The 13,382-nt window shown below is 46.5% G+C and carries 13 protein-coding genes; 9 read left to right on the top strand and 4 right to left on the bottom strand.

Annotation, left to right across the window (positions count from 1 at the left end; genetic code table 11):
* The first annotated feature begins 37 nt into the window (after positions 1-37).
* Positions 38-1,411, top strand: coding sequence for an aspartate kinase (locus tag FRZ54_RS22535; RefSeq protein WP_147034061.1), 1,374 nt, complete (start codon positions 38-40; stop codon positions 1,409-1,411).
* Positions 1,412-1,554: 143 nt separating this feature from the next.
* On the opposite strand, the gene FRZ54_RS22530 is transcribed toward FRZ54_RS22535, so the two are convergent.
* The 4 genes from FRZ54_RS22530 to FRZ54_RS22515 all read right to left on the bottom strand — a co-directional run bounded on the left by FRZ54_RS22530 (position 1,555) and on the right by FRZ54_RS22515 (position 4,573).
* Positions 1,555-2,556, bottom strand: a complete 1,002-nt coding sequence (locus FRZ54_RS22530; protein ID WP_147034060.1) for an NADP-dependent oxidoreductase — start codon at positions 2,554-2,556, stop codon at positions 1,555-1,557.
* 66 nt (positions 2,557-2,622) lie between these two features.
* The gene (locus FRZ54_RS22525; protein ID WP_147034059.1) at positions 2,623-3,435 is read right to left on the bottom strand and encodes an SDR family NAD(P)-dependent oxidoreductase; all 813 of its coding nucleotides are present in this window, start codon (positions 3,433-3,435) and stop codon (positions 2,623-2,625) included.
* A 138-nt stretch (positions 3,436-3,573) separates the two neighbouring features.
* Complete coding sequence (locus FRZ54_RS22520) at positions 3,574-4,164, bottom strand: TetR/AcrR family transcriptional regulator (RefSeq protein ID WP_147034058.1); 591 nt, start codon at positions 4,162-4,164, stop codon at positions 3,574-3,576.
* Positions 4,165-4,285: 121 nt separating this feature from the next.
* Positions 4,286-4,573: a hypothetical protein gene (locus tag FRZ54_RS22515; RefSeq protein ID WP_147034057.1), complete on the bottom strand. Its 288-nt coding sequence runs from the start codon at positions 4,571-4,573 to the stop codon at positions 4,286-4,288.
* 502 nt (positions 4,574-5,075) lie between these two features.
* Between FRZ54_RS22515 and FRZ54_RS22510 the strand changes: the two genes are divergently transcribed.
* From FRZ54_RS22510 to FRZ54_RS22475, 8 genes are read left to right on the top strand one after another with little or no spacing between them, the layout of a single operon-like run.
* Positions 5,076-6,869, top strand: a complete 1,794-nt coding sequence (locus FRZ54_RS22510) for a c-type cytochrome (protein WP_147034056.1) — start codon at positions 5,076-5,078, stop codon at positions 6,867-6,869.
* Positions 6,862-7,794, top strand: coding sequence for an SMP-30/gluconolactonase/LRE family protein (locus FRZ54_RS22505; protein ID WP_147034055.1), 933 nt, complete (start codon positions 6,862-6,864; stop codon positions 7,792-7,794). Before FRZ54_RS22510 ends, FRZ54_RS22505 begins: the two co-directional genes overlap by 8 nt.
* Positions 7,795-7,796: 2 nt before the next feature.
* Positions 7,797-8,246, top strand: coding sequence for a c-type cytochrome (locus tag FRZ54_RS22500; RefSeq protein ID WP_228462569.1), 450 nt, complete (start codon positions 7,797-7,799; stop codon positions 8,244-8,246).
* A gap of 48 nt (positions 8,247-8,294) precedes the next feature.
* Positions 8,295-8,756, top strand: coding sequence for a RidA family protein (locus FRZ54_RS22495; RefSeq protein WP_147034054.1), 462 nt, complete (start codon positions 8,295-8,297; stop codon positions 8,754-8,756).
* An 11-nt stretch (positions 8,757-8,767) separates the two neighbouring features.
* Positions 8,768-9,982 (top strand): aminotransferase class V-fold PLP-dependent enzyme, encoded by a 1,215-nt coding sequence (locus tag FRZ54_RS22490; protein WP_147034053.1) that lies wholly within the window; start codon positions 8,768-8,770, stop codon positions 9,980-9,982.
* 30 nt (positions 9,983-10,012) lie between these two features.
* A complete protein-coding gene (locus tag FRZ54_RS22485) occupies positions 10,013-11,305 on the top strand; it encodes an amidohydrolase/deacetylase family metallohydrolase (RefSeq protein ID WP_147034052.1) in 1,293 nt (430 codons plus the stop codon).
* Between the two features lie 29 nt (positions 11,306-11,334).
* Positions 11,335-12,267 (top strand): RraA family protein, encoded by a 933-nt coding sequence (locus FRZ54_RS22480; protein ID WP_147034051.1) that lies wholly within the window; start codon positions 11,335-11,337, stop codon positions 12,265-12,267.
* Between the two features lie 24 nt (positions 12,268-12,291).
* Positions 12,292-13,380, top strand: a complete 1,089-nt coding sequence (locus FRZ54_RS22475) for a bile acid:sodium symporter family protein (RefSeq protein ID WP_147034050.1) — start codon at positions 12,292-12,294, stop codon at positions 13,378-13,380.
* Positions 13,381-13,382: the final 2 nt, after the last annotated feature.

Below are 13,382 nucleotides of genomic sequence, written 5' to 3'. Positions count from 1 at the left end.
CTCAAATTTGATATTTTCGGCCTTTGGAATAACCAATATGCTTACAGTAGAAAAGATCGGCGGTACTTCGATGAGTGCGCTTGCCGAAGTGATCGATAATATTATTTGCTATAACCGTACGGCTGCTGAATTTGGCAACCGGGTATTTGTGGTGTCTGCTTTTTCGGGCGTGACCAACCGGCTGCTGGAGAACAAAAAGACCAAGGCGCCCGGCGTTTACCATAAGCTGGCCAACGGCGAGGATTACCATGAGGCTATCGCCGAAATGGGAACATACCTAAGAGGGCTTAATCATCAATACGCCCATTTGGGGCTGGAAATACAGAAGGCAGACGACTTTATCGATGCGCATATTGCCAAGGCGCTATCTTACCTGGAGAGCGCTACGACCATGCTTGCATCGGGCTACCTGAACGAGGGCATCCTGCTGGCGGCAAGGGAGATCCTGGCTTCGATAGGGGAAACACATTCGGGCTATGTGCTGGCAAGCATACTGCAGCAGCGCGGTATGCCGGCAAAATTTATAGACCTGGCCGGTTTTGATGACCGCCGGGCTTTAACCATCAGCGAGCGGATATCGGATGCTTTTAAAGATGTGGACCTGGAAAGTTGTGTTTGCATTGCGACAGGTTACGCCAAAGGCACCGAGGGTATTATGCGCGAGTTTGACCGGGGTTATTCTGAAGTTACTTTCAGCAAGATAGCGGAGATATTAAAACCGCAGGAGGCCATTATCCATAAAGAATATCATTTATCGACCGCCGACCCGGCGTTGGTGGGCATTGAAAACGTGCAGCCGGTTGGTAATACCAATTATGATATTGCCGACCAATTGGCGGATGTGGGTATGGAGGCCATCCATCCCAAAGCCGCAAAACCGCTGGAGATGGGGGGCATACACCTGCGGATTAAAAATACTTTCGAACCCGCACATCCCGGAACGCTGATCACCCGCGACTATGTGTCGAAAATAAAACGAGTGGAAGTTATTACCGGAAGCGAACAGCAACTGCTTATCGACATCTACGATCCGCGTATGACGGGTAACGTGGGCAGCGATCTGCAAATAATGCAGCTTTTTTACACGCATGGCATCAGTTATACCTTCAAAGTAACCAGCGCCAACAGTATCAGTATTGTTATATGGGAAAGTGACTTTAAACCCGGACTGATCGACGATCTGCAATTGCAGTTTGAGAAAGTGACCACCGAACCCGTTGCCATGGTTTGCCTGCTCGGAACCAATATGGATCAGCCGGGCCTGCTGGCGAAGGCCGCTACGGCGCTGGCCAAAGCAGAGATCAACATCATCAGCGCCGGCGTAGCCAAAGGCAAGGTGAATATCCAGTTCCTGGTTGCCCGCGACCAGTTTAAAAATGCCATCGTGGCGCTGAATAAGGCGGTGGGGTAAGGTTTTGAGTGGCAATGGCGAGGGGCAGTTCTTTTTGGGCGGGGCTGATTCGGTGTCAGTGGTAAGGACGGCGAAGTAGCATGCGGGCCACAAGGGCGGACCCTTGCGGCGGCAGCCTGACAATTTCTGACAGCGTGACCATTTTACTTCATTTTAACTACGACTTTTCCTTTGGCGCGGCCGCTTTCAACATAGGTTATCGCTTCCCTGATCGATTCGAATGGGAAAACTTTGTCCATAACCGGTTTTATGGTACCGGAATTTATAAGAGCGGTAATTTCCTTTAGCTGGTCTCCATTTGCTCTCATAAAAAGAAAGGAAAAGCCCACCTTAAGCCGTTTTGCTTTTTTCCTTACTCCGGAACTTAAAAGACGCATGATTAATTTCACAAACCAGGGAGCTCCGATCTCATCCGCGAAGTCCGGATCTGGCGGGCCAGAGATCGAAATGAGTCTTCCACCAGATTTTAACACGCGCAACGATTTTTCGAGTATCTTGCCATCCTGACTATTCAAAACTAGGTCGTACCTGTGCAGCACTTTTTCAAAGTCATCTTTCTTGTAATCAATAGCGACATCTGCACCTAAGCTTTTCACTAACTCCATATTTTCTGCGCTTGTAGTTGTAGCCACAGTAGCACCGAGATGTTTAGCCAGTTGAATGGCAAATGTGCCTACACCACCTGATCCTGCCTGTATGAAAACGTTTTGCCCTTTCTTTAAGTTGCCTTTTTCGATCAAAGCTTGCCAGGCCGTTAGTCCTACCAGCGGAATCGATGCGGCTTCTTCCATGCTCAGCTTTTTCGGTTTAAGAGCCATATCAGCTTCCTTAATTGCGATGAAATCTGCAAACGTTCCAATTCGGTGATCTGCCGGCCGTGCATAAACCTCGTCTCCAACTTTAAATTGTTGCACCCGGGCTCCAACTTTAGTTACAACGCCTGCCACATCATGGCCCAAAACGAATGGTGTTTTGTACGGTAAAATGAGTTTAAACTCCCCGTTTCTGATTTTGGAATCCAGGAGGTTTATACCGGCAGCGTATACTTCTACCAGTACTTCATCTGGTTTCAATTCCGGAACGGGCATTTGCCCAATCCGGCCACCATCCTTGCTTTTATATTTGTCTATAATAAATGCTTTCATTTTTTTCTTTTCTATTGTGATGGGAATAATTTCTATGAGACTAACACCTTGTAAATTTTGTTAATACTATTTTGAAGCGTTGATCGATTTCAGAATGGATTTCTCGAAAAGCTTATAGGCGAAATGTTGAAGCAGGAGTACGATTGATGATCCTTTTCCGACAGGGTAACCAAACGTTGGATTTTTTTCCTTTACTGCCCGCAATAAAGTAGCGATAACCGGCGCAGGATCGGGTGCCTTATCAAATGCCGTTTTGGTATACGCGATAACCTTTTGCCTGAACTGATCATAGTCTGCGATCGTTCCTTTCGCTACAGTTGCGCTTTCGCCGATATTGGTTTTGAAACTGATTGGCTCAACCATAACCACCTTGATGTTAAACTGGTTCAATTCAGACCGAAGTGCCTTAAAATAGCCTTCGAGGGCGTGTTTGGAAGCCGAATAGTAGGAAGTATTTGGAAGACTCACTAAACCCAGCAGGGAACCAAGCGTAATTATTTTTCCATGTTTTTGCCTCCTGAAGTATGGCAGCAACTCGTTGGTTATTTTGATCGTTCCCCAAAAGTTGGTCTCAAACTGCTGCTTGCCTAAGTCAATAGGGGTTTCCTCGGCGAGTCCGTTTACTAAGTAACCTGCGTTGTTGATCAGCACATCTAAAGTTTTGACCTGACTGAATAGCTGCTTGCCAAAAGATGCTATAGAATGGTCATCATTTAGATCCAATGGCAGTAACTTAAATGGTAATTTTGCCTGATGTTTTTCGGGATCCCGGCTTGTGCCAATTACCTGGTAGCCATTTTCGTGAAGCTTGCTGGCGACAAGCAGCCCGATGCCCGATGAGGCACCTGTGACTAATACCGTTTTTTCTTTTAATTCCATGGTTTTTTGTTTTAGACTTTTTAGTATATTTTGTTGTGATTTTGTGCTTTTATTTCCTTAATTAGAATGATGTATTTGTGCTTGGTTCTTAGTCGTGTTTATATAAAAAGACCTTTTAGTATATTTTATATCAAAAAATTATATTGCATAACTTTCTAACTCTGCTTTCAGGCTCCTGAGCAAACCAGCCATCGGTTTTGCAGTATTCATCGCCCTGCACATCACAACGGCGCCTTCAACAGCGGATACCGCTTTGAATGCGTAAACAGCCGGATCAAGTTTGTCGGAAAATTCACCATCGGCAATGCCTTGACTTAAAATACTGACAAACAATTCCTGTCCATGTCGGATGACACTCGCTATCTTTTCCTTAATGGTTGGAAAATTATCATCGGATTCCACCGCGATATTAAATACAGGACAGCCGCCTTTAAGGTAAGTATTCAAAGGATCTTTATAAAAATCAAGAAAAGCAAATACTTTAGCTTTCGCCGTTTTTCCCTTGCTGATAGTTAACAACATTTTTTCGCCGTTAGTATTCAACATGAAATCAACAACCTGTAAGGCAAGGTCTTCCTTGCCTTCAAAATGGCCGTAAAGGCATCCTTTGGTCAGTTTTGCCGCATCAAGCACATCGTCTATATTGGCGCCTGATATCCCTTTTTGATTAAAAATTGGAGCCGCTGTTTCCAGAATAAATTGTTTTGTTCTTTCTGCCTTTGTAAACATTTTATTTAGATTAACGTTGCAAAAATATACTAAAAAGTCTATTTTTAAATTGAAACTAACATTTTTCAATGTTTATGACCTGAAGATGATATTTATTGTGAAGTTTATCGGGAGGAGATGCTCAAAGAAACCGCTCCACCAACTGCCCCCATTCCTCATCCAGCGACATGTTGGGGCGGCTTTGCCGGGCTTTGCTGTACCAGTAGTCGGCGTTGGCGATGTCCCCTTCTTTACGATGCAGGTAGGCATGTACCCACGCTGAGTCGCGGTCGTCCAGGTAATCGACCTGGGCGTGCGCCCGGTGCCAGTCGCCTTTACCATCATACCACAGGCTTTTTAGCTGCGCAGAAAGCTCGCCGACCGGCTGCTCCAGCGTTAGTGATTCTCTAAATTCGGTTAGCGTTTTCAATTTTAGAGGAGAATTTTTAAAACAGATACTACATGGGTATAACTCAAAACCAATCAAAGTTAGGAACTTCCAAACAGTATTTGCGCATTTGCCTTAATCCTGCGCTAATAATATCTATGCTAAATAGAAGTTTTTGAAAAGTCAAATGTAGAATAAGTGAAAAATATCAAAATTATTGGAAACCAAAATTTTTCTATTATATTGCCACTGCAATTGTTGCTACCTGCTTCCCACATGGTGAGTGATAATATTAGTATTACTCCAGCCTCTTGCGATAATAAAAATACGGCACCCCAACGAAATAGACCTGGCTATACCGCCAGGGTGAGTGTATATGTGCTGTTGCGCCGTGTTTTTAGATATTAAAAGATTTAAGCGTTAGTTGTATAAACTTTAGCGCTAAGATATTTAAGGCAACTGACCAGTTTCTGCCTGGTCGAAGGTTGTTGATTTTTTTACTGTTTTACTTCTTAATTAACCTTAAAAAAGCACTGGAACTGCTATGACTGAGGCTAAAAGTTATTTTCATTCACATTTGTGGAAGTTTATTGCCGCGGGCGCATTGCTTGCATTTATGGGCTTTTCGTGGAAAAACGCCCGGCTAAAGATACTGCCTGTTTACAACGACAGTGACGGCCTTTATTTGCCGGATGGTTTCCAGGCGCTGGTTGTCGTTGACAGCTTAAAGGGCCAGGCCAGGCACATAGCTGTTAATAAGAACGGTGATATTTATGTAAAGGCCAGGAATCACAATTTAAACGGAGGCTATGGCAATATAGCCCTAAGAGACACTAATGGCGACGGCAGGGCTGATATTATAACTCCTTTTGGCAAATATGACGGACATACTTACGGTACGGCTATGCGGATACATAATGGCTATTTGTATTTCAGTTCGGAACTGATGGTTTACCGGATGAAACTGAAAAAGGGACAACTGGTTCCGGACAGCAAAATAGACACGATTGTTATAGACAATCCGCCGTATCATGAACATCAGACCAAACCCATCGCCTTTGACAACAAAGGGCACATTTATGTTGGCTGGGGCGCCGGCTCGAACGCGGGGCAGGTAAACAACCGACAGCCTGGATCGCCCGGGGTTGGCGAGCCGGGATCGCCTAATAAAGGTAATCCCTGGTTAAAGGATCATGGCGGCATATGGATGTTTGATGCCAATAAAACCGGCCAACATCAGGCTGATGGAGTAAAATATGCTACCGGGCTGCGAAGCACAGTAGCACTGGATTGGGACCCAAAGAGTAAATCGCTGTATACGGTAGCACATGGCCGCGACGATTTTCGTATGCTTTGGCCCGATATATATACACCCTGGGAAAGTGCGATGCAACCGGCAGAGGAATTTTTTAAGGTAACCAAAGGGTTTGACGGTGGCTGGCCTTACTATTATTACGACCAGATCAAAGGGAAGAAACTGCTTAATCCTGAATTTGGCGGCGACCAGGTTAAGGAGGGCGAAGGCGCAAAATTAACGCAGCCGCTTATTGGCTTCCCGGCGCATTTTGCACCAAATGACCTACTATTTTACCGTGGTAAGCAATTTCCCGCGCATTACAAAAACGGCGCTTTTGTGGCCTTTCATGGTTCGACTGACAGGGCTCCGTACCCGCAGGCTGGCTACATTATTGCATTTGTTCCATTTAAAGATGGCAAGCCTTCAGGACCCTGGGAAGTATTTGCTGATGGGTTTGCGGGGGTTGACCCGATAGTCAATGTAAGTAATGCGGTATATCGTCCTATGGGGCTGGCTGAGGGCGCGGATGGCTCTTTGTATGTGAGCGATACCGAAAGAGGCAGGATATGGCGGATCATGTATACAGGCGACAAAAGGAAATTCGGGGCGCCCGAACTGGCGGCTATGGAAAAGCGCAAGCAAACGGCATCCAATATCAAAACGCCCGACGAAATAAAGGATAACCTGTTCAAAGGCATGGCCACCACATCGGTGGTGTACAGCACTTATTGCATTGCCTGCCACCAGGCAGACGGGAAGGGCGACGGAAACAGGTTCCCGCCGCTGGCGCAGTCCGAGTGGGTGAATTACAACACACCCCGGTTGATAAGAGTGATCCTTAACGGGTTAAAAGGTCCTGTGAAGGTGAAAGGGCTGTCCTATAACGAGGTGATGCCGGGGCACGGCAGTTTCCTGTCGGACGCCCAGGTAGCCGAGGTGCTTACTTATATAAAATCAAATTTTAACAACCTGCCTGAAATTGTTACGCCTGAAGAAGTGGGCGCAGTAAGAAAAACATTACCGAAAGAAACTCATGATTAGACAGGTCCATAACCCCGCTTTCACTAAGCAGCTATTCGTATTGGCATGGCTTACAATAGTTACAGTAAGCGCAAATGCCCAGTCTGCGGATACGGCGTTGCTTTTTAAATCAGTCTTATTTACACCTGTTAATAGCTTTACCATAGGGGTCGAAGGGCCGGCGGTTGATAAAGATGGCAATATTTACGCTGTGAATTTCAGTCACGATGGGACCATCGGCAAAATGACGCCGGACGGATCGGCTTCTGTTTTTATCGAATTACCCAAAGGCAGCACCGGTAACGGGACCAGGTTTGATAGCCATGGGAATATGCTGATAGCGGATTATACGGGGCATAACATTATTAAAGTGAACATGGCTACCAAACAACAAACCATTTTGGCCCATGAGGTGACAATGAGCCAGCCCAATGATATCGCTATTGATAATAAGGACAGGATATATGCCAGCGACCCGAACTGGAAAGCAGGGACAGGTAAAATATGGCGTATCGACCCGGATGGAAAAATAACACTTTTGGATAGTATGGCCACCGTTAACGGTATAGATGTGAGTCCGGATAATCGTACCTTGTATGTAAACGAAAAGCGTAAGATATGGGCCTATGATCTTTCGTCAAAAGGCACAATAAGCAATAAACATCTTGTAACCGAATTTACAGATTTTGGAATGGATGGATTAAGATGCGATGTAAAGGGTAACATTTACCAGGCACGTTTCGGCAAAGGGACCATAGCCAAAATTTCGCCCGATGGGAAAATTATCCGTGAGATTGCCCTCATCGGCAAACGGCCAACCAATATTGCCTTCGGCGGACCGGATGGTAAAACTATGTATGTCACATTGCAGGACCAGGGCAACCTGGAAACCTTTAGGGTAGATGAGCCGGGCCGTGAATGGAAAATGTCGCAAAAACAGAAATAACTATGAAGTTTAAAAGATCAATAACAGGCATTATAAGTATGGTATTTATTGTTTTTGCCTGGCATGCACCAGCGCAGGTAAAGAAAAAAGGCGCCGTAAAAAGGAAAGCGCCTGCATCCGTGGCCAAAGTGGTACCCCCGCCTGCGCCGCCTTTTGCTGCTGCGCCCGAACTTGAAGAGGGCAAAACACTGATATCCAAATCGGACTGCCTGGCGTGCCATAAGATAGACGACAAACTGGTGGGGCCGCCATATTCGGCCATTGCTGGAAAATATCCTCAAAATCAAAGCTCGGTTGACGAACTTTCGCAAAAGGTTATCAAAGGCGGCAGCGGCGTCTGGGGACCGATCCCGATGGCGCCGCATCCTGCAATAGCGTTGGCCGATGCCAATAAAATGGTCAAATATATACTTACCTTAAATCCAAAGAATTTACCCGTCAGTTCGAAATAAATAGCTTTACTCATAGAAAAACAAACGATCACTAAAACTTAAAACAACATGGAACAAAGAAGATCTATTTTGAAAAAAATGCTGGCCTCGGTGGTAGGTCTGTCCGTATTCGGAATAAGCAGGGATGCCATTGCAAAACCTGCGGACGAAAAGGTAGCCAACAATGTAACCACGTTACAGGATGTGCCCTTGTTTTCGGGTTCAACCAAACTGGGCAATATGGTTTTTATTGCCGGTAAAGGGGCGCATGTGGAGCCGTTTGAAATTAAGGCGCATACCGAAATTGTATTGAAGGAACTAGAGAAAGAGCTTATTAAGGCTGGTTCTTCGATGGAGAAGGTACTGAAGGTTTCTGTTTTTCTGAATGATATTGCCGACTACCAGGGTATGAACGAGGTGTACAAGGGCCGTTTCGGCAACAATCCGCCGGTGCGCACTACGGTTGCCGTAGCAAAGGGCGGTGTACCTGGCAACTCGCTGGTGGAAATGGATTGCATAGCTTATATCTAAAACTATCGAAAATGAACCGTAGAGATATATTAAAAGGCCTTACCATTTTACCCTTAACAGGCGGTATTGTTGGCAAGGCTGCCGCGTCGATTGGCGGAAAAGCGCCGGCGTTACCGGTAAAGCCGGAACGCGATCTGTTTAAAGAGCTTGGTGTTACGCCGGTTATCAATGCATCGGTAACCATGACGTTTTTGTCGGGTTCGCTGATGTTGCCAGAAGTGTTGGAGGCTATCAATTCAACCTCGCACGATTTTGCCAATATGTACGAATTGCAGGATAAAGTAGGCGCTAAAATTGCCGAAATGCTTCATGTAGAGGCTGCTATGGTGACTTCAGGTGCGGCTTGCGCCATATTATTAAGTACTGCGGCTGCTATAACCGGGACCGACCCGGAAAAGATCAAACTATTGCCAAACTTGCCTGGCCCAAGGCCAGAGGTTATCATGCAAAAAACACACCGCTATCTTTTCGACCAGGCAGTCACTACAACCGGCGCTAAAATTATTGAAGTTGAAGGTGCCGATGAAATGGAAAAGGCGATCAATGACAGGACGGTAATGGCATTATTTTTCAATGCAGCGGAAAAAAGCAGTATCCAGCACGCCGATTTTGTGGCAGTTGCCAAAAAGCATAATATCCCTACCTTATTAGATGCCGCTGCGGACGTGCCACCTGTAGAAAACTTGTTCAAGTATCAGAAGATAGGCTTTGACCTGGTTACTTTTTCGGGCGGAAAAATGATACGCGGTCCGCAAAGCGCCGGCCTGCTTTTTGGACGGAAGGACCTGATAACCGCCGCGCGCGCCAATCATAGTCCTAACGAAGCACCTATCGGCAGGCCCATGAAAGTAAATAAGGAGGAGATGTTCGGCATGTACGCTGCCCTGAAAGCTTACCTGGAGAGGGACCATAAAAAAGAATGGGAAGACTGGCTGCAACGTGCCAAACATATAGGTTCGCAGCTCGAAACGGTACAAAGCGTTAAGACCGAAACGTTGGTTGATCCTGGGCCGGCTAACGCATTTCCGAGCCTGAAGGTGACATGGGACCCGGAGAAGATAAAAATAAAGCCCGAAGACGTAGTGAAAGCCCTGAAAGGCGGCACGCCAAGCATTGTTGCCGGCGGCAGAAAAGATCACTTACTCGTAGGTGTGGTGCTTTTGCGGCCCGACCAGGTGGATATTGTGGCCGGCAGGGTAAAATCGATATTGCAACAGGCCACCTGAGATAAGCCGTAAACTAATTATAGACCTGAAATGCTGAAGAATTTTTTTCTGTTAATGGCTCTTTTGTTGGCCCTTGGTCCGGCGGGTATGGCGCAATCCTATGATATCGTGATCAAAGGCGGCCATGTCATCGATCCCAAAAATGATATTGACGCCGTGATGGATGTGGCGGTAGATGGCGGCAAAATCGCGCTTGTTGCAAAAAACATCGACCCCAAACAGGGGGGGCAGGTAGTTGATGCAAAGGGGATGTATGTAACCCCGGGATTGATAGACATCCATACGCACGATTTTTACGGTACACAGCCCGACCATCAGTACGAAGACGGAAACCTGGGGATAGCACCTGATGGATTTACTTTCAGGAACGGCGTTACTACGGTTGTAGATGCGGGCAGTTCGGGCTGGCGAACATTTCCAACGTTTAAATCGCAAACGATAGATGTTTCTAAAACCCGGGTGCTGGCATTTTTGAACATAGTGGGCGAGGGTATGCGCGGCGGATACGAGCAGAACCTGAACGATATGGATCCGAAAATGACCGCGCTGATGGCAAGGAAATATAAGGATATTGTTGTAGGCATTAAGCTGGCTCATTACGAAGGACACGATTGGGCACCTACCGACCGTGCCGTGGAAGCGGGCGCGCTTGCAGGCGGCATACCAGTGATGATCGACTTTGGTGGAAGTAACCCACCGCTGTCGATCGAAGAGTTATTTATGAAACACCTGCGCCCCGGCGATATTTTTACACACTGTTTCGGTCAGCTTGGCAGCAGGGAATACATTGTGGACCTGCAAACAAACAAGGTGAAGCCCTTTGTTTATGAGGCCAGGAAGCGCGGGATCATTTTTGACGTCGGCTACGGGGGCATCAGTTTCGCGTATTCGCAGGCATTGCCGGCAACTAAAGAGGGCTTTTTCCCCAACTCCATCAGCACCGATATCCACGTTGGCAGCATGAATGATGCCATGAAGGATATGCTAACCTGCATGACCAAATTTTTGCAACTGGGAATGTCGCTGCACGATGTGATACAAGCCAGCACATCAAACCCCGCGAAAGAAATAAAACATGAGGAACTGGGTAACCTGTCCGTGGGTGCCGATGCCGATATAGCCGTGCTGAGCATTCGCGAAGGTAAATTCGGCCTTTTTGATTACACAGGTTACAAAGTAGAAGCCAGTAAAAAGCTGGAATGCGAGCTTACCGTAAGGGCCGGAAAGATATTATATGACCTTAACGGTATCGCGTCGCCGGTTTATCCCTCTAAAAAGGTTGCTTTGAGCAAGCAGGCAACTTTAAAAGGAGAAACACACTAACTTAGCTATATCGCACCATTTTATAAACCATGAGAAGACACTACAAAATTTTATTGTTATCGTTACTAACCAGCGCTTGCTGCTGCCAGGCTGCCAGGGCGCAAACCATTTCGAGGGATGAGCTCATCTTTTATACATCTGAATGGAAAGGTGAACGATTTCCTGATGGAAGGCCAAAGATCCCCGATGCTTTGATAGAACGCGCAAAAAAGATAGGGATAGAAGAAGCATGGACCGTATTGCGGAACGAGGGCTATAATAACCAGTTTGAAGGCGACTGGAAGATGGTTAACGATACCATACCTGTGGTTGGCCGGGTGGTTACGGCGATGTATATGCCGAGCAGGCCCGATATTGAAAAAAATATTAAAGAGAGAGGAGCAAAACAGGGGCGTAAAGGGAACACCAATTCGTGGCCGATAGATGTCTTGACCAGGGGCGACGTTTATGTGGCCGATGGTTTTGGGAAGATAAGGGGCGGAACGCTGATAGGCGATAACCTGGGCAATTCGATATTCAGTAAATCGGGTAACGGGGTTATTTTTGACGGCTCGGCCCGTGACCTGTCGGGTTTAAAGGATATCAAGGGTTTCAACGCATTCGTGCGCGATTTTGACCCGTCCTACCTTGAAGGAATGGTTTTGATGGGACTTAATACGCCTATACGCATAGGCCACGCTATTGTTTTGCCCGGCGACCTTGTGATATCGGAAAAGGAAGGCGTGCTTTTTATTCCGGCCCACCTGGCCGAAAAGGTTATTGCCACAGCAGAGTTTATAGCTGTACGCGATGATTTTAGTCATGCCATGCTGAAATCGGGCAGGTTCTCGCCCGGTGAAATTGATAGCCAATGGACCGGCCAGCTAAAGGACGCCTTTATGAAATGGCTCGATGAAAACCCTAAAGAACCAAGAATAACCAGGGCGCAATTAGATGCCTTTACCGAAAAACGTACCTGGTAATAAAATCAACCTAAATTTAAGCCATTGAGAAATACCGATATTTATAAAGTTATAGCCGGTATAGCTATACTTTGCCTGCTCGTAGCCTCTATCCGCATCGGGCAGGACGGAATTGCCCACGCCGGGCCTTTTATCATCGCTTTTTTTGTCCTGTTATCCGTCGCCTTTCGCGGGTCCAAACGGTTAAAAGGTTTTTCATATACGGTGGTTATTTTTGCTGCTGTAACCACTGCCTTATATTATCCGCAATATTTTATTACTGTAAACGGCTTTAAGCTTTCGGGCCTTATTACGCCGCTTTTACAACTTATTATGTTCGGCATGGGAACTTCCATGGGGCTGAGCGATTTTGCAGGCGTAATTAAAATGCCAAGGGGAGTGTTTGTAGGTGTTGGCAGTCATTTTATTATTATGCCGCTGCTTGGTTTTGCGCTGGCAAAATTAAGCGGTTTTCCACCCGAGATAGCGGCCGGTATAATACTGGTGGGCTGTTCGCCAAACGGTATGGCTTCCAATGTCATGTCGTACCTGGCTAAGGCAAACCTGGCTTTATCCATTACCATAACAGCGGTTTCTACTATGCTGGCCCCAATTTTTACCCCGTTGCTAATGAAACTTCTCGGCGGGGCATTTATCAAGATCGATGTATTAAGCATGATGTGGGACATTGTCAAAATCGTCATCATACCGATAGGCGCTGGCATCCTTTTTAATAAGTATCTGCTAAAACGGGCGTTATGGCTGGAAAAATTAATGCCGCTGGTATCCATGTTCGGCATCGCGCTGATCATTGTGATCATTACAGCCGCCGGTCGAAGCAGCTTATTGAACATTGGTTTTATGCTGATCCTGCTTATGCTGATCCACAATTTGTCGGGTTATACACTGGGCTACTGGGCCGGCCGCTTGTTCAGAATGCCCGAACGCGATTGCCGTACGATGGCTATAGAAGTAGGGATGCAAAACGCCGGACTTGCGTCGGGCTTGGCAAAAGGATTGGGAAAAATTGCCACAGTGGGCCTGGCGCCTGCCGTATTCGGCCCGCTTATGAACATCACAGGGTCGTTGCTGGCTAATTACTGGCATCGTAAACCACTTAAGGAACAAGTATAGTA

The organism is Mucilaginibacter ginsenosidivorans, assembly GCF_007971025.1.
Taxonomy (GTDB): Bacteria; Bacteroidota; Bacteroidia; order Sphingobacteriales; family Sphingobacteriaceae; genus Mucilaginibacter; species Mucilaginibacter ginsenosidivorans.
The sequence above is the reverse complement of the archived record's forward strand: the minus strand, read 5'-3'. Positions and strand labels throughout refer to the sequence as shown.

Coding starts and splice junctions, on each gene's coding strand:
- FRZ54_RS22510 (WP_147034056.1), top strand. CDS start 5,076: ATGACTGAGGCTAAAAGTTATTTTCATTCACATTTGTGGAAGTTTATT.
- FRZ54_RS22500 (WP_228462569.1), top strand. CDS start 7,797: ATGAAGTTTAAAAGATCAATAACAGGCATTATAAGTATGGTATTTATT.
- FRZ54_RS22505 (WP_147034055.1), top strand. CDS start 6,862: ATGATTAGACAGGTCCATAACCCCGCTTTCACTAAGCAGCTATTCGTA.
- FRZ54_RS22480 (WP_147034051.1), top strand. CDS start 11,335: ATGAGAAGACACTACAAAATTTTATTGTTATCGTTACTAACCAGCGCT.
- FRZ54_RS22520 (WP_147034058.1), bottom strand. CDS start 4,164: ATGTTTACAAAGGCAGAAAGAACAAAACAATTTATTCTGGAAACAGCG.
- FRZ54_RS22490 (WP_147034053.1), top strand. CDS start 8,768: ATGAACCGTAGAGATATATTAAAAGGCCTTACCATTTTACCCTTAACA.
- FRZ54_RS22525 (WP_147034059.1), bottom strand. CDS start 3,435: ATGGAATTAAAAGAAAAAACGGTATTAGTCACAGGTGCCTCATCGGGC.
- FRZ54_RS22535 (WP_147034061.1), top strand. CDS start 38: ATGCTTACAGTAGAAAAGATCGGCGGTACTTCGATGAGTGCGCTTGCC.
- FRZ54_RS22495 (WP_147034054.1), top strand. CDS start 8,295: ATGGAACAAAGAAGATCTATTTTGAAAAAAATGCTGGCCTCGGTGGTA.
- FRZ54_RS22530 (WP_147034060.1), bottom strand. CDS start 2,556: ATGAAAGCATTTATTATAGACAAATATAAAAGCAAGGATGGTGGCCGG.
- FRZ54_RS22485 (WP_147034052.1), top strand. CDS start 10,013: ATGCTGAAGAATTTTTTTCTGTTAATGGCTCTTTTGTTGGCCCTTGGT.